The organism is Clostridium senegalense, from assembly GCF_018916625.1.
In the GTDB taxonomy this organism is placed as follows: domain Bacteria; phylum Bacillota; class Clostridia; order Clostridiales; family Clostridiaceae; genus Clostridium_J; species Clostridium_J senegalense.
Window position 1 is genome coordinate 109,824 of record NZ_JAHLNC010000004.1, and the last position, 24,454, is coordinate 134,277.

Annotated in this window: 23 protein-coding genes and 1 pseudogene; 2 read left to right on the forward strand and 22 right to left on the reverse strand. The window is 26.4% G+C overall.

All coding sequences use genetic code 11. The annotated features are described in order from the left end of the window. Nucleotides 1–97 precede the first annotated feature (97 nt). The 4 genes and pseudogenes from arsB to KQI36_RS09225 all read right to left on the reverse strand — a co-directional run. Nucleotides 98–1,153, reverse strand: coding sequence for an ACR3 family arsenite efflux transporter (arsB, locus tag KQI36_RS09210; protein ID WP_216450653.1), 1,056 nt, complete (start codon nucleotides 1,151–1,153; stop codon nucleotides 98–100). A gap of 11 nt (nucleotides 1,154–1,164) precedes the next feature. After that, entirely contained in the window at nucleotides 1,165–1,569 is a 405-nt protein-coding gene (locus KQI36_RS09215) for an arsenate reductase/protein-tyrosine-phosphatase family protein (RefSeq protein ID WP_216450654.1), read from the reverse strand. 20 nt (nucleotides 1,570–1,589) lie between these two features. Continuing rightward, nucleotides 1,590–1,916 carry an ArsR/SmtB family transcription factor gene (locus tag KQI36_RS09220; protein WP_216450655.1) on the reverse strand — a complete coding sequence of 109 codons (327 nt, stop codon included), beginning with the start codon at nucleotides 1,914–1,916 and terminating at the stop codon, nucleotides 1,590–1,592. Nucleotides 1,917–2,063: 147 nt separating this feature from the next. Next, nucleotides 2,064–2,270, reverse strand: a pseudogene (locus tag KQI36_RS09225) (GNAT family N-acetyltransferase); the annotation flags it as partial. Nucleotides 2,271–2,545: 275 nt separating this feature from the next. Here KQI36_RS09225 and KQI36_RS09230 point away from each other — a divergent pair. Both KQI36_RS09230 and KQI36_RS09235 read left to right on the forward strand, forming a co-directional pair. Further along, nucleotides 2,546–3,103, forward strand: coding sequence for a hypothetical protein (locus tag KQI36_RS09230; protein ID WP_216450657.1), 558 nt, complete (start codon nucleotides 2,546–2,548; stop codon nucleotides 3,101–3,103). Nucleotides 3,104–4,302: 1,199 nt separating this feature from the next. Next, nucleotides 4,303–4,662: a hypothetical protein gene (locus KQI36_RS09235; RefSeq protein WP_216450658.1), complete on the forward strand. Its 360-nt coding sequence runs from the start codon at nucleotides 4,303–4,305 to the stop codon at nucleotides 4,660–4,662. A gap of 596 nt (nucleotides 4,663–5,258) precedes the next feature. Here KQI36_RS09235 and KQI36_RS09240 read toward each other — a convergent pair. From KQI36_RS09240 to KQI36_RS09325, 18 genes are all read right to left on the reverse strand, one after another. Beyond that, complete coding sequence (locus tag KQI36_RS09240) at nucleotides 5,259–6,023, reverse strand: carbon-nitrogen hydrolase family protein (RefSeq protein WP_216450659.1); 765 nt, start codon at nucleotides 6,021–6,023, stop codon at nucleotides 5,259–5,261. A gap of 661 nt (nucleotides 6,024–6,684) precedes the next feature. Continuing rightward, on the reverse strand, nucleotides 6,685–8,082 hold the full coding sequence (locus KQI36_RS09245) for a sensor histidine kinase (protein ID WP_216450660.1): 1,398 nt from the start codon (nucleotides 8,080–8,082) through the stop codon (nucleotides 6,685–6,687). Continuing rightward, nucleotides 8,075–8,758: a response regulator transcription factor gene (locus KQI36_RS09250; protein WP_216450661.1), complete on the reverse strand. Its 684-nt coding sequence runs from the start codon at nucleotides 8,756–8,758 to the stop codon at nucleotides 8,075–8,077. Before KQI36_RS09250 ends, KQI36_RS09245 begins: the two co-directional genes overlap by 8 nt. 242 nt (nucleotides 8,759–9,000) lie before the next feature. Beyond that, nucleotides 9,001–9,180, reverse strand: coding sequence for a hypothetical protein (locus tag KQI36_RS09255; protein WP_216450662.1), 180 nt, complete (start codon nucleotides 9,178–9,180; stop codon nucleotides 9,001–9,003). 100 nt (nucleotides 9,181–9,280) lie between these two features. After that, the gene (locus KQI36_RS09260) at nucleotides 9,281–9,787 is read right to left on the reverse strand and encodes an ABC transporter permease (protein ID WP_216450663.1); all 507 of its coding nucleotides are present in this window, start codon (nucleotides 9,785–9,787) and stop codon (nucleotides 9,281–9,283) included. A gap of 10 nt (nucleotides 9,788–9,797) precedes the next feature. Then, a complete protein-coding gene (locus KQI36_RS09265; protein WP_216450664.1) occupies nucleotides 9,798–10,610 on the reverse strand; it encodes a hypothetical protein in 813 nt (270 codons plus the stop codon). Next, a complete protein-coding gene (locus tag KQI36_RS09270) occupies nucleotides 10,594–11,334 on the reverse strand; it encodes an ABC transporter ATP-binding protein (protein WP_216450665.1) in 741 nt (246 codons plus the stop codon). The genes KQI36_RS09265 and KQI36_RS09270 overlap by 17 nt, the downstream gene beginning before the upstream one ends. 367 nt (nucleotides 11,335–11,701) lie before the next feature. Then, nucleotides 11,702–12,157 carry an NUDIX domain-containing protein gene (locus KQI36_RS09275; protein ID WP_216450666.1) on the reverse strand — a complete coding sequence of 152 codons (456 nt, stop codon included), beginning with the start codon at nucleotides 12,155–12,157 and terminating at the stop codon, nucleotides 11,702–11,704. Between the two features lie 140 nt (nucleotides 12,158–12,297). Continuing rightward, nucleotides 12,298–12,762: an NUDIX hydrolase gene (locus KQI36_RS09280; RefSeq protein ID WP_216450667.1), complete on the reverse strand. Its 465-nt coding sequence runs from the start codon at nucleotides 12,760–12,762 to the stop codon at nucleotides 12,298–12,300. Nucleotides 12,763–13,167: 405 nt separating this feature from the next. After that, the gene (locus tag KQI36_RS09285) at nucleotides 13,168–14,082 is read right to left on the reverse strand and encodes a GNAT family N-acetyltransferase (RefSeq protein ID WP_216450668.1); all 915 of its coding nucleotides are present in this window, start codon (nucleotides 14,080–14,082) and stop codon (nucleotides 13,168–13,170) included. 53 nt (nucleotides 14,083–14,135) lie between these two features. Next, the gene (locus tag KQI36_RS09290; protein ID WP_010295036.1) at nucleotides 14,136–14,663 is read right to left on the reverse strand and encodes an acyltransferase; all 528 of its coding nucleotides are present in this window, start codon (nucleotides 14,661–14,663) and stop codon (nucleotides 14,136–14,138) included. A 692-nt stretch (nucleotides 14,664–15,355) separates the two neighbouring features. Next, entirely contained in the window at nucleotides 15,356–17,182 is a 1,827-nt protein-coding gene (gene glmS / locus KQI36_RS09295) for a glutamine--fructose-6-phosphate transaminase (isomerizing) (RefSeq protein WP_216450669.1), read from the reverse strand. 705 nt (nucleotides 17,183–17,887) lie between these two features. Further along, complete coding sequence (gene glmM, locus KQI36_RS09300; protein ID WP_216450670.1) at nucleotides 17,888–19,234, reverse strand: phosphoglucosamine mutase; 1,347 nt, start codon at nucleotides 19,232–19,234, stop codon at nucleotides 17,888–17,890. 442 nt (nucleotides 19,235–19,676) lie between these two features. Beyond that, nucleotides 19,677–20,468, reverse strand: a complete 792-nt coding sequence (locus KQI36_RS09305) for a polymer-forming cytoskeletal protein (protein ID WP_216450671.1) — start codon at nucleotides 20,466–20,468, stop codon at nucleotides 19,677–19,679. A gap of 101 nt (nucleotides 20,469–20,569) precedes the next feature. Beyond that, nucleotides 20,570–21,418 carry a polymer-forming cytoskeletal protein gene (locus KQI36_RS09310; protein WP_216450672.1) on the reverse strand — a complete coding sequence of 283 codons (849 nt, stop codon included), beginning with the start codon at nucleotides 21,416–21,418 and terminating at the stop codon, nucleotides 20,570–20,572. A 671-nt stretch (nucleotides 21,419–22,089) separates the two neighbouring features. Then, nucleotides 22,090–22,620 (reverse strand): 2-oxoacid:ferredoxin oxidoreductase subunit gamma family protein, encoded by a 531-nt coding sequence (locus KQI36_RS09315; protein WP_010295046.1) that lies wholly within the window; start codon nucleotides 22,618–22,620, stop codon nucleotides 22,090–22,092. Between the two features lies 1 nt (nucleotide 22,621). Beyond that, complete coding sequence (locus tag KQI36_RS09320; RefSeq protein ID WP_010295049.1) at nucleotides 22,622–23,371, reverse strand: thiamine pyrophosphate-dependent enzyme; 750 nt, start codon at nucleotides 23,369–23,371, stop codon at nucleotides 22,622–22,624. After that, nucleotides 23,371–24,441 (reverse strand): 3-methyl-2-oxobutanoate dehydrogenase subunit VorB, encoded by a 1,071-nt coding sequence (locus KQI36_RS09325; RefSeq protein WP_199870434.1) that lies wholly within the window; start codon nucleotides 24,439–24,441, stop codon nucleotides 23,371–23,373. Before KQI36_RS09325 ends, KQI36_RS09320 begins: the two co-directional genes overlap by 1 nt. Nucleotides 24,442–24,454: the final 13 nt, after the last annotated feature.

Below are 24,454 nucleotides of genomic sequence, written 5' to 3' on the forward strand. Positions count from 1 at the left end.
TTGTTATTTATATATTATTATATTGAGATTTAATTAATATAATAATTCATTTTTCTTATTATAAATTTTTATAATCAAGAAATTATATATCTAAGTTTTATGCCTTATTATTTAAGAACCAACCTCTTGTATTATTAGCAATTTTAACAAGTGTTAACATTATAGGTACTTCTGTTAAAACACCTACCACTGTAGCAAGAGCTGCTCCAGATTTAAGCCCAAATAGTGATATTGCTACTGCAACTGCTAATTCAAAGAAATTGCTTGCACCAATCATACCTGCCGGAGCAGCAACACTATGAGGAAGTTTCCATAACTTTGCCAAACCGTAAGCAATAGTAAAGATTAAAAATGTTTGAATTGTTAACGGTACTGCAATTAACAATATGTGAAGTGGATTATTTAATATAATTTCCCCTTGGAATGAAAAAATTATAATTAAAGTTAAAAGTAATCCGATAATAGTTATATTATCAAATTTCTTTAAAAATATATTATTGAAATAGTCTGTTCCTTTATTTCTTACAACATATTTTCTTGTCAAATATCCTGCTACAAGTGGTATGACAACAAATAGTATTGTTGATAAGATTAATGTTCCATAAGGTACTGTAACATCACTCACCCCTAATAAAAATGCTACAATAGGTGCAAATGCTATTAATATAATCAAATCATTTACAGCTACTTGGACTAATGTATATGCAGGATCTCCTTTAGTAAGATAACTCCACACAAATACCATAGCTGTACATGGTGCTGCACCTAACAATACTGCCCCTGCTAAATACTCTGTAGCAAGATTTTCTGGAATAAATCCCTTAAATACAACTTTCAAGAAAAAAGCCGCTATAAAATACATGGTAAATGGTTTTATAAGCCAGTTAGTAACACATGTAACCACTAATCCCTTAGGTTTTTTAGTTACATCAACTATACTATTAAAATCAATTTTCAACATCATTGGATATATCATAAGCCAAATTAAAATAGCTACTGGTATAGATACATTATAATATTCAAATTTATTTAATGTCTCAGGTATAACAGGAATAAATTGACCTATAAGTATTCCTACTACAATACAAAGTGCCACCCATATAGTAAGATATCTTTCAAAAAATCCTATACCTTTATTCTTTTCTTGTGACATCTTTTTTCCTCCTATACTTCATGATTTTTAATTTTTTCAACTAAGCCTTTAACTTTCTTTTCTATATTTTTTGCAGTTTTAATAAACTCCTCATCACTTTTTCCAGTAGGATCTTCTAATCCCCAATCTTCCACATACTTTGCAGGTAAATATGGGCATTGTACATTACATCCCATTTTTATAACTATGTCTACCTGTGGCAAGTCAGCTAAAAGCTTAGACTTTTGAGATATATTCATATCTATATCATATAAATCTTTTATTATCCTTACAGCATCTTGATTAATATTTTGTACTAATTCTGTTCCTGCTGAATAACTTTCAAAAAACTCATAACCATATAACTTACCTAAAGCTTCAGCCATTTGTGACCTGCAAGAATTATGAACACATATAAAAGCTACTTTCTTTTTCATTACTTTTTCCTCCTATAATTTTAGTCATACTTACATTTGCATTTAGATTTTTCTTTACAAATACATTCATCAGTATCTGTTATAAGATTCATAAGAAATAAAATAAGCTTATTACAGTTAGAATTATTAAGAGCATAATAACTCCATAATCCATCTTTTCTAGATTGTACAATTCCACAATCCATTAACACCTTCATATGGTGTGAAAGTGTTGGCTGTGTAAAATCAAAATGTTCCAATATATCACAAGCACACATTTCTCCACAGGATAATATATCAATTATTTTTAATCTATTAGCCTCTGATAATGCCTTTATTATTTTTGCATTTTCATCATAACATTTCAAATGTTTTTCACCTCGTTACATTTATAATTATCTATATATAAATAATAAGCTTTTGTTTTTCCTTTGTCAATATAGCATTACAATCTTTAAATTCATTATATATATTTATTTGCATCTATATACTTGTATTTTCATAAAATGTACAAACTAACATTTTTCGCTTTTCCATAGACTCCAAAAACCAATTTCTATAAATCCAATATTTTTATAAATTTTGCCTGCTATTGGATTATCATAAAACAAACATACTGTTTTCCCTTCTAAAAGTAAATCTATACACAATTTAGAAACTAAAGCCGTTGCATATCCACAACCTCTATAATCTATATGTGTACAAACCCCAACAATCATTGCAGAATAACTGTTTTCAGCTGTAGTTTCATCCTAAACTATTAACTCTTACCTTTTAACTATTAACTAACTGCAATTGTACTTACTTTTATCAAGTTATAATAAAAATTTAATAGATAAACTTAAATATGAACTCATTCTCCTATAGTACATCAGTATAATATAATATTTTTTTCAAATAATACTTTAAGATGATTAAACTACATGTAAATACTTTTTTAAAAGAGTATAATTATTTATAATCGTTATATATTAAATTTAAGATAGGAGGATATTATATGAACAAATTAAATAATTTTATTAATATTTTAACAGGAAGTTTTGATAACTCTGAACAATTTAAAGAATTGCAAAGTAGAGGAATTACAAATTTTCCATTTGCCAAGCATGTAAATACCATATGCAATGATAAAATAACAAATCTTCCTAAAGATTTTCAGGGTATTTTTCTTGTAGAAGAAAGCTATTATACTTCTGATGGAAAAACCCATTCATCTCCTCATTTATTTCTGTTTACAGAAGAAAATGAAGGAATTAAATTAACTTCTTATGAACTTCCAAAAGGATATGATAAAAATACTTTTACATATACACAATTAGAATCAATAGATTATAATTGTTTAAAAACATCAGAAAAATTCACACCAGCAATATATACTCTGAAAGACAATGTATGGGAAGGTGGAAGTGTAAGCATGTTCTCTCCAGTTCTTAAATTTACACTATTTGAACGCTTTTCAGAAGGAACATTAGAAGTATCTGAATCAATGGAAGTTAACGGGAAAAGAACCTTCGGATATGACCAACCAATTATATATAAAAAAATTCATAAGTAAAGATATAAATGACGACATATGTCTAACAAAAGGCATATGTCTTTTTTATTTTAGAAGGAAAAAACGTAAATGCTATTGAATCTAAAAAATAAAGCATCCAGTTTTTTTATTTTATTGTGAATTGTAAAAATCTAAAATTATATATTAAGTAGGTGATACACATGTTTTTTTATATTTTAATTATAATATTATGTACTCTTATTTTCTGTTTATTAAATGGCCTTATTTCTATATTTAATAATAGATTTGAAAATAAATTTGTTTATTTTGTATTTAGTGAAGAAGTTTTAACCACCTTGTTTGAAAAGGAAAAACTTTCCACTAAGTTATACAAGAAAATTAAATTTTGGGCTTTAATAGAATCATTAATAACAATAACTATTTCTTTTATATTCATATTGATATTTAAAGAAGATTCGTTGATTACTCTTAGATATATTTTAATTATCACATTGTTTTTAACTAAATTCACTATTAACAAACTTGTTTTAAATGTATAGGGAAACAAGCTCCAATTTAAATTTATTCAATAACTTTAAAATATTTTCATACAAGATGCAGTGTTGAATTCTAAGTGATTCGGAGCATGTCTCACTATTTTAGGTATCCAAGTTTTAGAGTGGATAATTTAAAAAGTAAACTTGGAACCCTATAATAAAGCAAAATTAAAATGAACCCTTCAAAATAAATACCTTTTTCAATTATGGTATATATTTTAGGGTTCTTTTTATTTTAATTGTATTTTTCTACATATTTCAAACTTATTTTAAGTCGGATTAGTTATATTTTATATTTTATTTACATATAAGAAATAAAAAAACTTTATTAACCATAGCTCTTTTACAAACATTTATTGTAAAATATGTTATTATTAGTATAGCTATATTATTTATAGTATAGCTAATTCTACACTCATATGAGGGGGTATATAGATGATATTTAAAAAACCAAAATTAAATTTAAAATCTAATTTAGTTAGTGGTAAGGAGGTTTTTTAAAAACATCGCCTCAACACAAATCAATCTACTAATACATTTCTTTTTAATATCTATTTCTCTTATATTTAAGTTTTTATACCTTTTAATAAAATTATTAGTCCATTGCGATACTTCCACTAAATGCTGAACATATTCTTCAACATTTATCCAAGGTATCGTAATGGTATCAAATAATTTTAACAATGAAAGGGGCGTTATATAATGCTAAGAAGATTTAAAATTAGAGAATCAGCAAGCAAAAAAAAGAAATGTAGACGCCTTACAAAAGAAAAAATATTTATTTATATGATTTATAACAAATCATACAGAAATACAAAAGAAAGATTAGAATATACTAGGTTAAAGTATATTCTTAGTGTTTTTCTGGTCAGTGTTGTATCGATGTTTTTCTGGTATAGATTTACTAACAACACACATATAATTAATAAAATCATAGAACTTGCAATAATTACCATAACAGTTCTAGGACATAGTCAAGAAAACATCAAAACAACAAAAAACACAACAGCCCTAAAGAAATTAATCAAACATATAATAAATATGATTAATCAATATCTTTAGGACTTAATCTTTATTGGTAGAAGTAGTCTGGCCACTACTTCTACTTAAATTATTAGCTATTTTATTTATTCTATTCATTTAATACATATTAAATTCACCATCACTATCATAACAATTTTTATAAAAAATGTAAATAACATACTGATTTTATTGCTTTTTTATTTTACACCATATAATCAACATTTATTATAATAAATTCTATTTTAAATATATTATAATGTATTTTAAAATATTCCTATCTTAAATATTTATTATTTTATTTTTTTAAAAAACCTGTGCTTTCACACAGGTATATATTCTTGTACTTTGAGAGTGAAGTGTTTAATTTTATTTATTATTAAAAAATTGTTGTTATACAGTATAGATGATATCCTACAATATATAATTAAAATAATAATATTAATTTTTTATTAATTATTGAAATTTTATTATCTACCCAATTTGTCACATAAATATAAAATCTATTTTCTTATATAGCTATGTACTGAGCTTATTACTAACAGCAATAATTTTAACGATATCATTGCACTCTACACTAATTCATTATGGGAAAAGTAGTAAAATTGAATATACAGTTTTTTACTTTTATTTTTCAACTAATAATTATCTATATCATCTCTACATTGGCTTATATACCAATCTGATGTTTCATTAAGATCTATTTCTTCTCTAAAATAATAAAATTTATCATTAACACATTCTTTTAATATTTCACCACTTGGAGAAATAATCATTGTCGGACAATGTTGATTTACATGGGCATTATTAGCACTTATTAAAAATCTTTGATTTTCTGCAGCTCTGCTAACAAGGTGACTTCTCCACACTGAAATGCCTTTTCCTTGTACAGCATTGGTTAAGTATATAAATATGTCCGCTTTATGTTTTGCAAGCCATCTCCACTGTTCTGGAAAACGAATTTCTCTGCAAAGTTGTATTCCTAAATCTATAATTTTTTCTCCAATTTTAATTGGATAAACTTCCAACTTATCTCCTTCTTTAAAATACCCTCTTTCATGAAATGCCAAATTTAACTTTTTATATATAAAATCTGGATTATTATAAGAGTAACCTATTGCAGCATTGCACCATATGTCATTTTCAAAAACACATGAACCAAATACTAAATGTACCCTTTTTTTAACAACTTCATCTTTTAATAACTTCATTGCATTTTTAAGTTCTTTTACATTTATATTTTTAAGAAAGTTAACATCATCACTATATCCTGATAACGCTCCTTCTGGTAATATAACTAAATCATCCTCTTTTGATTTTTCTAATACTGACATTATGTATTCTAAGTTTTCATTTATATTAAAGCTTATAGGAAATTGTGCAACAAGTACTGAAATCTTCATAACTAGCCCCCTAAATATTAAATATAGTATATATCTATTTCTATAACATATTATTTAACTCCTTTTAATTCATATATTAAACTGATAATATTTATCAATATAATTTTTCATTAATAATACAATATGATACTATTATTGTATTATTTGTTAAATTGTATTTATATAATTACTTGGAGGTTTCTATGAAAAATATTTTAGATATACTTTTTACTATTATTTCAGTTATATTCACTCTACTTATTATGCTCTTTGCAATGAGGCTTACAATTATAAATCCTGTATTTGTAAACTTACATAATTTAATAATTTATTTAATATTAATTGTAATATACTTTTCATTACAATTATTGTATATAAATAAAACTAAATTCAATAAATTTAATTTAGTTTATCTAATTTTATTATTATGCTTTTGGGCAATGTATATAAAAGACTCTATCAAAACCGACCCAAGTGTCATTAGACATTATGATGCAATCTGTTGGATCGCTATATTGTTAGGGTTATTAAGTTGTACTTTATTAAACTATAAGAAAATTCAAAACACTAAAAACTCATAATTTAAAAACAATTTTCATCATAATATATTTTAAAATAGATGCTTATTTAATTTAAAGTGACAGCTATTAAAAATTAATTTTTTAATGACTGTCACCTATATTTAACAAATCGGAATATAAAACTTAATTGTTGCTCCATTAAGTTCATTATTATATGCTTTTATACCTCCACCTAGCTTAATAACTATCTTTTTACAAATATATAATCCTAGCCCAAAATTTTCACTATTTTTTTCATGACAACCCATATAAAACATTTCAAACACTTTATTTATATTAACATTTTTGAATCCAGGGCCAGTATCATAACAAGTAAAGTATAATTTTTTCTCTTTTTCCTCTATCTTAATTCCAATCCTACCTTCTGATTTTACAAATTTTAAACTATTTGAAAATAAATTATCTAATATATGATTTAATAGCAATTTATCAAAACTATATGTGTCTTTTGATAAATGATATTCTTTTTTAATATTTATATTATTTAATTTTGCTATAGATTCAAATTCTTCTACCTTATCATCTATATACTTAATTAAATTTTCTTCACTTAAATTTACATTTATATTGTTATTTTGCATACTGTAAATGACACTTAATTCCTTAATCAATATATAAATTCTATTACAATTTCTTAAGATAGAATTTATGTATTTTTCTATATTCTGATATTCATTACTAACTTCTTTTATCATATCAGTCTGACCTAGTATTATTGTCAAAGGTGTTTTTATATCATGTGTAATTGTCCTTATAATAAATCTTTTTTCTTCCTCAACCTCTATATTTTTCTCAATATATTCCCTAAGTGTATTTTTCATGTTGTTTACAGATCTCATTAACATTCCCATTTCCGTATCGTGATTATTAATAATTTCAAATTCTAAATCTTTATCTTCTATTCTTTTTATTGCTATTTTTAAATTTTTTATATCACTATTTATAGATATATATGCTAGCCTAGTAAATACTATCAAATAAAATATTAATATACAAAATGGAGAAATTAATATTGCTATATTAAGAGGTAAAAATAACTTATTATCAGAATTATTTTTAAATATATTAAAAGGATATTTAATAACATAAGCACCTTTTAAATTTAAATTACTATCTATTATACCTATAAATTTATACCCATCACTATGATCACATATATTACGGTTTAAATTATTTATTATATTTTTTCTTTTATCTTCATCTAATAAATATTCTCCCGAAATATGTTTTCCATTTAGTCCAACATATTCACCTTTAAAATTGCTATCTATTTCTTTAAAATTTATTTCTTTTTCATCTAAAATATCCACTTTTTTATCTTGAATATACTGCTCTACTTGAGGAAGTAAATTAGAATAATAACTTGTTTTTTTTGCAAAAGAATTATTTAGTAAGATAAATAATATCCCTTCTACAATTATTGTAGTTATAACTGTAAAAAAAATAATGTATATAACCATCCTACTAAGAAGTTTTTTAAGTTTTAAATTTTTAAACATTTTCCACATCCCACTTATATCCAACACTCCACACAGTTTTTATATAACTTGTTTTACTGTCTACTTCCTTTAATTTACCTCTAATATTTTTTATATGTTCTACCACTGTACTTAAATTACTTTCTGAATCATATTCCCACACTTTTTGAAATATTTGCTCTTTTGAAAAAACACATCCCTTATTAATTATTAATAATTCTATAATATCAAACTCTTTTCTAGACAACATTAAGATCTCACCTAAACACCTTACTTCTTTCGCCCTCATATCAAGAATAATGTTACCACTTTCTAAAATATTTTTTTCTTTATTTACTATTCTTCGCTCTCTTCTTAGATGAGATAATATTCTCGCATATAATTCTCCTATTCTAAACGGCTTTTCAATATAATCATCTCCGCCAACTCCTAGACCTTTAATTATATCTTCTTCAAAATTACGAGCACTAATGAATATAATTGGGCAATCCACCTTATCTCTTATGTTTTCACATATTGTAAATCCATTTATATTAGGCATCATGACATCTAACAAAATAATATCTACATCACCTATATATTTAATAGCCTCATCATAACAATGGGCTTTTTTTACCTCTAAACCTTTTATAGATAAATATTCACTAATCATATCTAACATCTCAAAATCATCATCTACTATTAAAACTCTATTCATTTCAACCCTCTTAATTATTATAATAAAAATATATTTTAAATTTTTAGACCATCTATAAACATAGTAAATTACTTAATATACATTAAGTATACTTTAACATAAACTCATAAAATTATTTCTATATTTCAATTACTTTAATGACCAATTATCATAAAAATACTACTAATAATAAACATAATTCTATAATAAAAAAATAAAATACCTTCTTAGTTAATAGTTTATAAATATATAACTTGTACATATTAATATTTATAATCTTTTTTCTTATAAATTAAATTTGATAATATTAATATCGCTATAGATGTTAGTATTAATAGCAAAGAACATATAGCTACATTATTTTTTGATATGATTTCAATGATAAAATCACTAGCTTTAAGTGTTATTTTAGCTATAGGCTTGTATAAATAACTACCTATCAATAAACATCCAATATTACTAACAATAGCAAATATACTACTATCAATAACAACATTTATGATTGTTGCTAAACTAATAAGGATTATACATATTAAAAAAAACTCAAAAAAAAAACTTTATATTATAAAAAATACTTTGCCATAATGTTAGCTTTTCATCTATTAAAACAAAAGAGCTATATTCTACTTTATTATAAAAAACTAAAGAAGCTATTATGGTGCATATAAATACATATATAATATTTATTCCTATTAAGATGACATTAAAAATATATTTAGATATTATTACACTACTTTTATTTATTCCCCTAGACTGTATTATTCTTAATTGACCGTCACTTTTTTCTTTAGAAATGTTATTTGAAATTAAAACTGGTATTAAAATAATAGTTATCATAACCCCTATCTCTGATAATACTGCAGTAGGTAAATTTAGTCTATTTGTTATCATCCTTATTGAATCACTACTACTATGATTATATATAACTGAAATTATATCCTTTAGTAAAAATGCAATAACAAAAACTAATATTGCTTCTATACTTATTAAAATATAAGTTCCTTTCTTTTTACTTAATTTATAGAATTCACTTTTTATACAATTAAACATATCATTCCTCCTAGTAAGTATAATCTCTATTTTTACAAAATAACATTAGTAAAAATAATGATAAACCTATATAAATTAAACAAATCCAAATTATAATATTAAATCCTGGTTGAGATAAAAAAAGTGCTATTCCTTTAAATTGTATAAATACTATAGATGTAAGTTGTATATAAAATACAACTTTACTTGCACTTATCATTGCTATTATTTCAGGATATATTAAACTTATTATCACTACTGCCAACCCTACTGCAAAAGCAATATTAGAATTTTTACAAAATACCCCTAACAATGTTAAAAACATCAACATTGCTAAACTTGATAAATATGCAATCACATAATATTTAATTGCATATTTATATGCATCTAATCCAACTAATTTTTCTTCTGTAAAAAATTTATATATACAATTTCCATATGGTAAAAATAACTTTCCAAATAATAAAGAAAAAATAAAAATTAATATATAAAATAATAAAAGAGCTAAAGAAATTATTATAATTTTACTCTGTATAAACTGAAATTTACTAACACCCCTAGTAAACACAAATCTTGCTTCACCATTTTTTAATTCTTGAATTATAAAATTTGTTACATAATAAAGAATTAGTATATTTACAGCCAATATTAATTGTTCCTGAATTATTTGATATGGGAAATTCAAACTATTCACAAAGCCTGTATTACTTCTTTCTAATGATAAATTACTTTTTTTAAACATATGAACTGATAAAAATACTAAAATAGGTATACTAGCAAATAACAACCAATTATCTCTTCTCTTTAAAAATTTATATATTTCTGCATTAAATAATTTTATCAAGTTTTTCACCCCTTAATATATTTAAAAATGCATCTTCTAATTTCTCTCCTTTTTTTAACAATGATTGTTTTGTTCCCTCAAATAAAATCTCTCCATTATTAATAATTATGAAGTTATCACAAATTTGTTGTAATTCATCTAACAAATGACTAGAAATAAATATTGTCTTTTTATATTCCTTATTTATTTTAACTATTATATCTCTTAATTCTTTCATCCCTATTGGATCTAACCCATTTGTAGGCTCATCAAGTATTAATATTTCTGGATTTTTTAGTAATGCCTGCGCTATACCTAACCTTTGTTTCATTCCTAATGAATACTCTTTAATTTTATCTTTTTCACGCCCTTTTAAATTTACTAATTCAATTACTTCTTTTATTCGTTCTTCCCTTTTTCTTTTCTCTAAGTTATCTATCATACCTAATACTCTTAAATTCTCTTCTCCTGTTAAATAAGGATAAAAAATTGGATATTCAACCATCGCTCCCATATCTTTTAATCCTTCTAATGATTTTGAAATGTCTTTTCCATTCACATATGCCGTACCACTACTTGGTCTAATTAATCCTGTTAATATTTTTATAGTTGTTGTTTTCCCTGCACCATTTGGACCAATAAACCCAGTTATTTCACCCCCAGCAACTTCAAAACTAACATTACTTAATAATTTTTTTCTCTTAATTGTCTTGCTCACGTTTTCCATTACAATTGTTTTTTTCAATCTTTTCACCCCTCATTTTAACAATTTACTTTATTATAAAAAATAAATATAAAGTTTTTATAAGGTTTGAACGGTGAACTTTAACTTAAAATATTTTTTGAATTATTAACAATGGTTATTATTACTGATTTTATTATTTAAAAATTAACCTCTTATGTAATATAGTTGCTAATAAAATTTAATATAAACTTAAAATGACAGCTATTAAAAACTAAATTCTTAATAACTGTCATCTATGTTTAACAAATCGGAATATAAAACTTAATTGTTGCTCCACTAATTATACAATTTATAATCTATATTTTTTAATGATACAAGTAGTATCTATTGTTCTTATAAGTACATAAATTGAGTTATAAGCAATTGTTTAAATATCAGTTCCTTCGCTCTCGTCTAGTACTAATGATTTTTTAACCATGTAGAGATGATGTTCATGAAAAAGATACTTTTCTAAATCAGACAATGAAACCCATAGTATTGGTTCTTTCTCTACCGGTAAAGTTACTTTTTTTAATAGGTCACATTTATAAAACACCCCTATATTATGCTGAGACCATTTCGGATATTTTGCTGAAACCCAATACTTTTCAGCAATACCTATAAAATCATTTACCTTAACTTGGTATCCTGTTTCTTCTAGTGCTTCTCTGCAAATTGTTTGTATTGGATCTTCACCTAGTTCAATTTTCCCTCCCACCAAATAAAGATTATTGTCTTTGTCCTTTACTACTAAAAACTTTCCATCTGAATTTTGAATAATTCCGTAGGCACCTTTTCGCTTCCTATATTCAAGATTATGTTTTCTTTTCCCAAAGCTTTTCATTGAAACACCATCCATTCAACTAAGTATATTACGTTTTACTTTCACAATCTTAAAATTGTACATCCTTAAATTTATTAAGCATATGATTAAAATTATATACTTAAATTCTTAATAACTGTCATCTTTACTATTATAAAACTTTATTTTAAACATAAATCAATCATTTTTCTATCTACTTCATCAAATTCTCCAATAGAACTTTGTAAATCCCATAACATAATCTTATAAATTTCATCATTTTTAGCAAACTCTTTAAGTTCATCAGTACAAGCATAATACATTGCTTGATATTTTATTATGTTTTTATTTTCATCATATATTTTAAAAATCCCTTTAAATTCTATGTTTGTTACCTTTTGATTTGTTTCTTCAAATAATTCTCTTTCCACACATTCTCTTGGGGTTTCTCCATACTCTATACCACCAGCAGGCATCTCCCATTGATTTCTCCACCTATTAAATCCAATAAGATATTTACTATTACATTCAACTAATATTAAAGCCCCCGTAATAGGCTTATATAACTTATTTTCTAACATCTCTGTTTCTGTAATTTTAATAAAATCTAATAAAATATATCCCCATTTGTTTTTTGCTAAATACAAAATATTGCCCCCTTATTTTTAATAAATCGCTACCAAAAATTTTTTATTCAAACACAATCTAATCTATAATGTTATGTTTAATTGGTATGCTTATCTTATTAATAATTACATATAAAACTCAATGCTTTACATTATTAATTACAATAAAATTTAGCTTTTGAAAGCATTATTTCAAACAAATATTTATCAAATTGCTGTTTAGGAAGATACTCTGATGCATGTTCTAATAAATTTAGAGCTTCTTTATATTTCTTTTGGTTATAAAGAGTGGTAATTTTGCTTTCAAATTACCAATACTTATTATATTCCATATTTAAATCCTCTTCTTCAATATTTTAATGTTTTGCCATTGCTTATGATTGTAAATTCTAATATAAATAAAAATACTTTTAACAATATTATCTCTTACAATGTAATCTTTAAAATTGCCATTTTATTTTTAAACTTATAATTTTGGTTATAAAGAGACCTTTCCATTGGAAAATTTTTAACATCAATATCTGCAATAATTTCCTTTATTGCATTATTGAATAATACTTTAGTGCCATGCCATAATAATTCATTTACGTACCCCTTACCTCTTTTTTCAGGGGTAACCCCAATGTAATTAATAGCACCGATATTTTTATTAAATTGTTGTGGAACTACTAATCCTACGAATTCACCTTCATTTTCATATGCTAGGTTCCACCAATCTTCATTAAAGTCAATTGTCTTTAAAATATTAAAGTATTTTCTAGCTGCTTCTTTAGAACCATATTCATTTATACAATTTAGATCATCTTGGTCTAATGTATTTTCTGTAACCCTTTCTATAGCTTTTAAAAATTTATTCTCTCCAACTTCCCTTAAAGACTTAAAATTTAATACTGATGATAAATTTTCTCTATTAAATTCATCACAAATAAAGCTACTTTTTTCTTGTACTATCTCAAATCCACATCTTAAAAATATTTCTTTATATCTTTCAAATGAATCATTACCATCTGAATAAAGATGATATTCTATAGTTTTAAAATTCTCTAGCTTCATTTTATTCATGCTTTCCCTAATCAACTTATTATAAATAGATATAACATCAAAATTTCCATCCCTTAATGTCATATTCCATATTTTAAGGTCATTGGGTTCATCTTTAAATAACCCATAAACAATCCTACCTAAAAATTCATCATTCTCTTCTACAACAAAACAGTATTCTATCTTTGTCCTTCCATCACCAAGCCATTTTAATAATTCATTTTTAAAATTACAATTATCATTTTTGCTCAATGATGTATACTTGTGCAATTCCTTATTTGAAATATTTCGAATATTCATAAACTACACCCTCAATTCTCTAACCTATTTTTTATATAATCTAATATATATAATTAAATCAATTCAAAATTACATTTATCACATTTACCATCAACTAATCTTTCACCACATTTACATACATACCCAACTACTTTAGCAGGATTACCCATAACTAATGCATAACTTGGTACATCTTTAGTTACCACACTCCCTGCTCCTATCATGCAATATTCACCTAAAGAATGACCACAAATAATTGTAGAATTTGCTCCAATGGATGCACCTTTCTTTATGATAGTTTTAGAAACCTTCCATTCAGTATTAAAAGAACGTGGATAATAATCATTTGTAAATGTTACATTAGGCCCTACAAATACATCATCTTCTATAGTAATTCCATAATAAACAGAAACTCCATTTTGGATTTTAACTCCATTTCCAATGCATACATCATGGTCTATAAATGTATCTTTACCTATTTTACAATTCAATCCTATAATTGCATTCTCTATAACTTGGCTATTTACCCATATGCTTGTACCTGAACCTATCTTACATAAATTTGATACATTAGCTGTGGGATGAATATAAACATTATTCATAAAAAACCTCCATCATTTTCACTTTATTTGATAATATATTTATCAAAGTCTATAATAAACTTAATATTCAAAAAATTATACATATTAATTAAGTAAACAATAACACTACTTCTAACAAGTTTGTAAAATTTTAATTTTATTTTCTTATACAATTGTACCAAAAATAAACACATAAACAAATATTAGTGACTCCTTTGTCATTCTTCTGAATAACGGTTTAAAGTTCTATTTGCCATATTTTCTAGCAATATAGTTAAATTTAGAACTTAAAATCTTCTGTACTTAAACCTAAGCTACTTTATTCCAATAGAATATCTTTCTTCTAATTTTTTACTACATTATGTGATAATAAAGAATTTAAATAAGCTATTCATTGAAAATTGATTTAGAAACTCTTATAGATTCTTGTTTGATTTTTGTGACCTAATCCAAGGACGGATTAGCCGGTGCACCAGACAAGGACGTCGCTTCTCCGGGTAGTCATAAAAATCAGATAAAAATATATTTAGAGTTTCTTTGAAATTTTCACAGACTAGCGTTTTAGATTTTTTCATTATTATTTTTTAACACTATAATTTTGGATTTTTTAGGATTAGCTTTACCCCTATGCTTAAAATCTTATATTTTTATATAATTTTACATATAAAAAGACCGTATCAAATTTGATACGGTCTGTATTTTATCTTCTTTTATTATTCAACTGTTACTGATTTTGCTAAGTTTCTTGGCTTATCTACGTCACAGCCTTTTGCTATTGACATGTAGTAAGAGAATAATTGTAGTGGTATTACTGTTACTACTGGTGCTAGTAAGTCCATTACTCTTGGAACGTAGATTGCACTGTTAGCAGTTTTCTCTACTTCTTTGTGTCCTTCCTTAGCTATAGCGTAAACTTTTGCTCCTCTTGAAACAACTTCTTGAACGTTACTTACTGTTTTATCAAATAACTCTTCTTGTGTTCCTAACGCTACTACAACTGTTCCTTCTTCTATTAATGCTATTGGACCATGTTTTAACTCTCCAGCAGCATATGCTTCTGAGTGAATATAAGATATTTCTTTTAATTTTAAAGAACCTTCTAGTGCTACAGCGTAGTCTAGTCCTCTTCCTAAGAAGAACATATCTTTTTCATTTACAGTTTCAGCAGTCATTTTTTCAATAGCTTCTTTACACTCAAATGCTTTTTCTACTTTTTCTGGTAGAGCTAACATCTCTTCTTTTATCTCTTCTAATTTTTCATTAGATACAGTTTCTTTATTTTGTGCAAAGAATAATGCGATTATATACATTGCTATTAATTGAGTTACATAAGCTTTAGTTGATGCAACTGCTATTTCTGGTCCTGCCCAAGTGTATAATACATCATCAGCTTCTCTTGATGCTGTACTTCCAACTACATTTGTTACAGCTATTACTCTTGCACCTTTTTCTTTTGCAAGTCTTAATGCTGACATTGTATCTGCAGTTTCTCCAGATTGGCTTATTATTATCATTAATGAATTTTCATCAATGATTGGATCTCTATATTTAAATTCTGAAGCTATATCAACTTCAACTGGTATTCTAGCTAATTTTTCTATAACATATTTTCCAACTACTCCAGCATGGTAAGCTGTTCCACAAGCTACGATATAAACTTTGTTTAACTTCTTGATTTCTTCTTTAGTTATAGTTATATCGTCTAATTTTATTGGTTGACCTTTAACTATTCTAGATGTCATTGTATCTTTTATAGCCTTTGGTTGCTCGTGAATTTCTTTTAACATGAAGTGCTCATATCCACCTTTTTCAGCTGCATCAGCATCCCAAGTTACTTTATAAACTTCTTTTTCTATTACATTTTCATTAGAATCTACTATTTTAACGCCTTCTTTTGTTAAAATAACAAATTCTCTATCTTCTAATAGATATACATCTCTTGTTTGAGCAAGTACTGCTGGTATATCTGATGCTATAAAACTTTCTTCTTTTCCAATACCTACTATAAGTGGGCTGTCTTTTCTTACTGCTACTAATTTGTCTGGTTCGTTTTTAGCTATAACTCCTATAGCATAACTTCCTTCCATTTTTTTAGTAGCTTTTATAACAGCTTTTAATAAATCTCCTTCATAGAAATAATCTACTAAGTTTGGTATTACCTCTGTATCAGTTTGAGATTTAAACTCATAACCTTCTGAAGTTAACCATTCTCTTAATTCTATATAGTTTTCTATTATTCCATTATGAACAACACTTATAGTTTGTTCTTTATTAGAATGTGGATGTGAGTTAACATCTGATGGCTGTCCATGAGTAGCCCATCTAGTATGTCCTATTCCTACCATTCCATGTATAGGAGACTCTTCTAATTTATTTTCAAGATTTTTTAATCTTCCTTTACATTTAGTAACTTCAATTTCTCCATTTTCGATTATTGCAACACCTGCTGAGTCATATCCTCTATACTCAAGCTTGCTTAATCCTTCAATTAGTAACGGTGCTGCTTCTCTGTTTCCAAAATAACCTACTATTCCGCACATATAAATCTTCCTCCGATATTTAAATATTTTTATTTATAGGGTTTATTATAGGGTTTACAAAAAATATAAACCTACATTCCCTACATTTGAAAGGTTTTAACACCTGATTGATATTGTGACAAAAATCGCTTTTTGCTTTTATCAATCTTTAACGGTAGTGCGATACCGTGGGGCACCCGCCGAAGATTCGATACTCCCCATCCTCGTCAACTTGAAAATTTTAAAATTTCTCATAAATGAATGTTGCTATTTTAACTCTAATGTAAACACAGCCTAGCATATCCACCTTATTAACAAAATTAATTTTTCCAAGTCCTGGCGCTTTTGAATTTATAGTTTAATATTAATTAAACCTCAATTTATTATATTCAACGGTATACCAATGGTCAATGGATTTTTTTTCCATGAAATTTTTTTAAAATATTTTTTTAAATATTAGAATAATAATAATTTTAAAATATTTTTATTTATGATATACAATTTATTTTTATTCTTCTCTTTGTTCTACATTATTAAACATTTATTATGTATTATTATTCTTTTAGCAGAATTAAGCTTACATTATATGATTTTATAAATATATCACTGAAATTTTAAACTAAGTTTTAAAATAAAAGAAATTTCCTTTAAATATTTATAAAAAAACTACTTTTAAAACAAATTTACATTCATTTTAAAGGTAGTTTTATACTTTCTTTATATAATTTAGTTTGCTTTTTCTTCTATTAACTTAGCTAAAGCATGTGCCATTTCATCTAATTCTTGTTGATTTTTACCTTCAAGCATTACTCTTACTAATGGTTCTGTTCCAGAAGGTCTTATTAATACTCTTCCTTCACCTTCTAGTTTTTTCTCCATTTTAGCTATTTCATTTTTTATTTCTTCATCTTCATTGTGGATATTTTTCTTATCATTTGGAATTCTAGCATTTACTAAAACTTGTGGAAGTTCTGTCATCACTGATGCAAGATTACTTAAAGTTTTTCCACTTTCTTTAACTGTAGCTGCTAATTGTATTCCTGAAACTAAACCATCTCCAGTTGTATTATAATCTAAGAATATAACATGACCAGATTGTTCTCCACCTATACTATATCCACCTTTTTTCATTTCCTCTAAAACATATCTATCTCCAACTTTAGTTTTGATAGTTTTTATATTTTCTTCTTTTAAAGCTATATCTAAGCCTAAGTTACTCATAACAGTTACAACAACTGTATCTTTATTTAATTTTCCTTGCGCCTTTAAGTGTTTAGCTGCTATAACCATCATGAAGTCACCATTTATCAATTTACCATTTTCATCTACAGCTAAGCATCTATCAGCATCTCCATCAAATGCTAATCCTAAATCACATTTATTTTCAACTACATGTTTCATTAATTGCTCTGGATGTGTTGAACCACAATCTTTATTAATATTACATCCATCAGGAGTATTATTAATAGCCAAAACCTCTGCTCCTAATTTTTTAAGAGCTAGTTCTGAAGTTTTATAAGATGCACCATTAGCGCAATCTATAGCAATTTTCATTCCTTTTAAATCGCCATTAACTGTAGATACTGCAAATTCAACATAATCATCTATTGCGCTATCTACAACTATTTTTTTTCCTACATTTTCACCAGTTACAACAGGTACTCCTGCAAATTTATCTTCTATTAATTTTTGTATTTCATCTTCTAATTCATCACTTAGTTTGAATCCTTCTTTGTTAAAGAATTTTATGCCATTGTATTCAACAGGATTATGAGATGCAGATATAACAACACCTGCGTCTGCACCATATTTCTTAGTTAAATATGCAATAGCAGGGGTAGGAATTACACCAACACATATAGCTTCTGCTCCTACTGAAAGTATTCCAGAAACTAATGCACTCTCTAACATATCTTTTGATATTCTAGTATCCATTCCAACTAATATTTTAGGTTTGTGCATTGTATCAGTTAAAACACACGCTCCAGCTTTTCCTAAATTATATGCAAGTTCAACTGTTAATTCACTATTAGCTATTCCTCTAACTCCATCAGTACCAAACATTCTACTCATTTGACAACCTCTTTCCTCTTATATAGTATAACAATACTAATTTAACCTAATATGCTAATATTTTAATGACAAATAAATTACATTCTCATAAATTCTATACATTATTCTTATTATTAGACACTTTTTATCAATTATTTATGTAAGAAATAAAAACAATGCATTAAATTATGTTAATATACTTTACCCTTACTTTAAAATATATTATATAAAAAATGCCATATAAAAATATTAAATTTATTTTATCCCTAATGTTATAAAAAGCCACCTAAAGAGCATTCATTCTTTAAAGATGACTAAATAAACCTTATGCATATAGTGTAGATTTTCTATTTAAAATATACATAAATACACAAATTACATTATAATATAATTTTTTTCTATACACAATAAGACATATGTAAATAAAACTGATGCAACACACATCAGTTTTATTTAAAATTAATCATATTTTTATGTTATTCACTACTTTTCCATTTTGAATAACTTTAAATTCTTCCTCATACTCAACCTTTTTAATATTGCACCCTTCGCCTATAACCACAACTTTTCCTCTAACTAAATCAGCTTTAGTATTTTCTAAATATATTTTCTTACCTTCAATTTTCTTACACTCAATAGAAACTTCATTTTTTACTAACTTCTTAAGTAATCGTGAAAATAGTTTAGAAGTGTTTTCTGGCTTTTTTATATTTATTTTTTCACACTTTATATTATTTATTTTAGATTTACTTCCTAGTGTTATACTCACATCTTGAGCATTTAACATACCTTCGTGAACTATTCCTCCACTTAAAACAAATATATCTGTATTTATATCTTTTTTCACATGACTAGCACCTGAAATATAAACACACTCAGAATTTATGTTGCCTTCTATACTACCTACTCCAGGAAGATTAAAATTTTTACAGATTAAATCCTTTTCTATAGAAACCTTTCCTCCTATAATTAAATCTTCTACGTCTACATTTCCCTTAGTAGCTATAATACCTTGCAATTTTGCAGTTTTACCTTTTATATTACCATCTATAGAAGCCTTTCCATTTATAACAATGTTTTTTCCTTCTATATTGCCCTTAGAATTACAACTACCTTTAGATAAAAAATTTTTACATGAAATATCCCCTTCAAAATATGCATTTCCAGTTATTATAACTTTATTAAAATTTCCACCTTTAATATTAGTTGTGCTTTCTACTTTTAAATTTTCTAATTTTTTAAAATCTAATGCCATAACATACCTACCCCTTAATCTTTTGATTTTATATAAAACCCCTTGCCTTTTTATTGATAAATCCTTATAAAATCATACACAAATTTCCTATTAAGTTGTCTTTAGCAATTAACTTTTTCTACTTTATTAACAACACTTTGTTCGTCGCATTTGTACTCATTCTTATATTCTATTAAATCTATTTCACAATTTCTACCTATTATTACGTTTTCGCCTCTAACAATTTTAGCTTTTGTATTTTCTAGATAAATATAATCAGCTTCTATAGTTTCAACTTCTAGTTCCATATCTAAACTCTTTGAAAAAATGCTAATAAACTCTCTTATTATAGATTTACCAAAACTTTTATTAACTTCTATTTTACTACAACCTATTTCCTTAACTCTACAAAAACCACCAAGTTTAATAAAAACCTCATCTGCATTTAACATTTGTCCTATTTCAAATGATCCTGAAGCTTTAAAAATTTCACTTTCTACATTATTAGAAACTTTAATTCCTCCATTTACTACTATTTCTTTACTAGTAACATTTTCATGAAAATTACATCCACCTGAAACTCTCAACTTTTCAATTGATGCATCTTTTAAAACAGTACATCCCCCACTTATTTCAAAAACATTTGCCTTTATTTCACCTTCAATATTACAACTTCCACTAACAGCCCCTTCATTACAACTTACATTACCAATAAATTTAGAACTGCCACTAGTCTTTAAAGTATCACACTTAGCATTACCTTTTATTTTTCCACTACCGTTCATTTTTAATTGCCCATTACTTTCAACAGAGCCATTAACAACAGTAGAACCACTTATTTTAAATTCATCACAATGTATATCTCCATTTATCTTTCCTGAACCATTTGAAATAACTTTATTATATCTTCCTCCACTAGCAGTACAACTTCCAGATATAATTAAATCACTTATTGTATTTTTATTATCCACAATCTATTCCCACCTTTTCAACAAAGTTATCAACACCTATTGTTGATAACTTTTTTATTTTGTTCATCATTATCTTTATTATACACTAAATAGCGTAACAATGTTACGCTATTCTTTATTTTTTATTGTTATTTATTTAACAAATAGTAAAAAGTAAAGATTTTTGCTGGTTTTATTATAAAAAACTTAATTTTGGTTAAAAATTATAATAAATTCTACTATTTTCAGTTATAGCCATTTTCTTCTTTTAATAAAATATATAAAGGCTATACACAAAAACATATGTAATGATTTCTAAATATATATATATAAGGAGTTTTTATATGACTTTATTTATTAAATATATCCTACCAATATTTTTCTCTTTAACCTGTTTTTTATTTATTGGTATAACTATAAAAATAATATTCAAGAAATTTTTCTTTATTTGTCCTAATTGTGGTCACATCATTTCATACAACTTTAAATCTTTCACTCTATCAACAAAGCGTTTTAAATATAAAATAATTTCTTGTCCTAAATGTAACTTTAAAGATTATGTTAAAGAAACCAACAAAAAAGCTTCCTCTTTTTAATTACTTAAGCCAAAAGACTATCTAAATATAGAATTAAAATTCTATATTTAGATAGTCCCTTTTATATATACTTATTAACTTTAGCTATTTTAAAAATTATTTAACGTAATTTGCACCTAGTTCTAAAGCTTTTTTATTAACCTCAAAGAACTTCTCTTTTCCGTGAGATTTTAATGCAGCTAATAGTTCATCCATTGTAACTATTTTAGTTTTTGCAACTAATGCACCTAAAAGTATCATGTTTGCTATTTTACTACTTCCTAGTTTAGTTGCTTCTGTTTGTGCTGGTATTTTTAATATTTCAATATCGCTTCTTTCTGGCTCTCTATCTACTAAATCGCTATCTATTATTAATAATCCACCTTTTACTAAATCATTCTCAAATTTATCTAAAGAAGGTCTATTCATTACTACTACTGTAGACGGATTAGTAACTACTGGTGATCCTACTTCATCATCAGTAACTATTACCGAACAGTTTGCAGTTCCCCCTCTCATTTCTGGTCCATATGATGGCAACCATGAAACATTTTTATCTGCATCCATACCTGCATAAGCTAAAAACTTACCCATTGAAAGTATTCCTTGTCCACCAAAACCTGCAAAAATTATATCTTGTGATGCCATATTATTTCACCTCCTCTGTATTATCTTTTTTTACTCCTAAAGTATAGTGTGGCATCATATTGTTTCTTAACCACTCCATAGATTCATTAGGAGATAGACCCCAGTTAGTTGGGCAAATTGATAATACTTCTACTAGTGAAAATCCCTTTCCTGCTATAGCATTTTCAAATGCTTTTTTTATAGCTTTTTTAGCTTTATTAACATTTGGAACACTGTCAACAGAAACTCTTTCTACATAACAAGCTCCATCTAAAGTTGCTATCATCTCTGATACTCTTATAGGATGTCCTTGAATATTTACATCTCTTCCATAAGGAGATGTTTCTGTAACTTGTCCTGGTAATGTAGTTGGTGCCATTTGTCCACCAGTCATACCGTATATACAGTTATTTACAAATATAGTTACTATATTTTCGCCTCTTGTTGCAGCATGAACTATCTCAGCTGTACCTATAGCTGCTAAATCTCCATCTCCTTGATATGTGAATACTACAGCATCTGGATTAGATCTTTTTATTCCTGTTGCTACAGCAGGTGCTCTACCGTGAGCTGCCTCAAACATATCACATGCAAAATAATCATAAGCTAAAACAGAACATCCAACAGGAGCAACTCCTATTGTTTTATCTATAACATTTAATTCATCTAAAACTTCTCCTACTAATCTATGAATAACTCCATGAGTACATCCTGGACAATAGTGAGTAGGAACATCTAATAATGCTTTTGTTGGTTCAAATACTATAGCCATTATTTAGCACCTCCTACTAGTTCTTTAACTTTTGAAAGTATTTCTTCTGGTGTTGGAACCATTCCACCACTTCTACCAAAGAAATTTACCGGTTTCTTGCCTTCAACTGCTAATCTAACATCTTCAACCATTTGTCCACAACTTAACTCAACTGATAAATATCCGTGTTTTGTTGAATTTACAGTTTTATCAAAGGCTTCTGTTGGGAATGGCCATAATGTTATAGGTCTAATTAAACCTAGTTTTATACCTTCTTTTTCAGCCATTTTAACAACATTTTTACAAATTCTTGATGTTGTTCCATAAGCAACTAACACTAAATCATTTTCTCTATCACAGTTAAATAGTTCATATTTAACTTCATTTTCTTTTATAGTTTTATATTTTTCTTGTAAATGCTTATTATGTTCTTCTAATACTTCTGCTTTTAAGTACAGAGAGTTTATTACATTGTGTTTTTTTCTTCCATGCAATCCATTGGCAGCCCAAGTTTTTTCAGGTAATTGTTTTTCTTCTCTTTCTTTAAATTGGACTGGCTCCATCATTTGACCAATCATTCCATCTCCCATTATCATTACAGGAGTTCTATACATTTCCGCAACATCAAATGCTTCTTGTACCATATCAACCATTTCTTGTATAGAAGCTGGTGCAAATACTGGCATGTTAAAATCTCCATGTCCGCCACCTTTAGTAGCTTGGAAATAATCTGATTGTGCTGGTTGTATACTACCAAGTCCAGGGCCTCCTCTTACTATGTTTATAATTACACATGGTAATTCAGCTCCTGCTATATATGAAATTCCTTCTGCTTTTAAGCTTATTCCTGGAGAACTTGAAGATGTCATACATCTAACTCCAGTTCCTGCTGCTCCATAAACCATGTTAACAGCTGCAATTTCACTTTCAGCTTGAAGGAATACTCTTCCTATTTTTGGCATCTTTCTTGAAAGATATGCTGATATTTCAGTTTGTGGTGTTATTGGGTATCCAAAGAAGCATTTACAACCTGCTTTTATAGCAGCTTCACCAATAGCTTCATTACCCTTCATTAAAATTTTATCCGCCATGAAATAACCCTCC

Coding starts and splice junctions, on each gene's coding strand:
- arsB (WP_216450653.1), bottom strand. CDS start 1,153: ATGTCACAAGAAAAGAATAAAGGTATAGGATTTTTTGAAAGATATCTT.
- KQI36_RS09215 (WP_216450654.1), bottom strand. CDS start 1,569: ATGAAAAAGAAAGTAGCTTTTATATGTGTTCATAATTCTTGCAGGTCA.
- KQI36_RS09230 (WP_216450657.1), top strand. CDS start 2,546: ATGAACAAATTAAATAATTTTATTAATATTTTAACAGGAAGTTTTGAT.
- KQI36_RS09235 (WP_216450658.1), top strand. CDS start 4,303: ATGCTAAGAAGATTTAAAATTAGAGAATCAGCAAGCAAAAAAAAGAAA.
- KQI36_RS09240 (WP_216450659.1), bottom strand. CDS start 6,023: ATGAAGATTTCAGTACTTGTTGCACAATTTCCTATAAGCTTTAATATA.
- KQI36_RS09245 (WP_216450660.1), bottom strand. CDS start 8,082: ATGTTTAAAAATTTAAAACTTAAAAAACTTCTTAGTAGGATGGTTATA.
- KQI36_RS09250 (WP_216450661.1), bottom strand. CDS start 8,758: ATGAATAGAGTTTTAATAGTAGATGATGATTTTGAGATGTTAGATATG.
- KQI36_RS09260 (WP_216450663.1), bottom strand. CDS start 9,787: ATGTTTAATTGTATAAAAAGTGAATTCTATAAATTAAGTAAAAAGAAA.
- KQI36_RS09275 (WP_216450666.1), bottom strand. CDS start 12,157: ATGAAAAGCTTTGGGAAAAGAAAACATAATCTTGAATATAGGAAGCGA.
- KQI36_RS09285 (WP_216450668.1), bottom strand. CDS start 14,082: ATGAATATTCGAAATATTTCAAATAAGGAATTGCACAAGTATACATCA.
- KQI36_RS09290 (WP_010295036.1), bottom strand. CDS start 14,663: ATGAATAATGTTTATATTCATCCCACAGCTAATGTATCAAATTTATGT.
- glmS (WP_216450669.1), bottom strand. CDS start 17,182: ATGTGCGGAATAGTAGGTTATTTTGGAAACAGAGAAGCAGCACCGTTA.
- glmM (WP_216450670.1), bottom strand. CDS start 19,234: ATGAGTAGAATGTTTGGTACTGATGGAGTTAGAGGAATAGCTAATAGT.
- KQI36_RS09305 (WP_216450671.1), bottom strand. CDS start 20,468: ATGGCATTAGATTTTAAAAAATTAGAAAATTTAAAAGTAGAAAGCACA.
- KQI36_RS09315 (WP_010295046.1), bottom strand. CDS start 22,620: ATGGCATCACAAGATATAATTTTTGCAGGTTTTGGTGGACAAGGAATA.
- KQI36_RS09320 (WP_010295049.1), bottom strand. CDS start 23,371: ATGGCTATAGTATTTGAACCAACAAAAGCATTATTAGATGTTCCTACT.
- KQI36_RS09325 (WP_199870434.1), bottom strand. CDS start 24,441: ATGGCGGATAAAATTTTAATGAAGGGTAATGAAGCTATTGGTGAAGCT.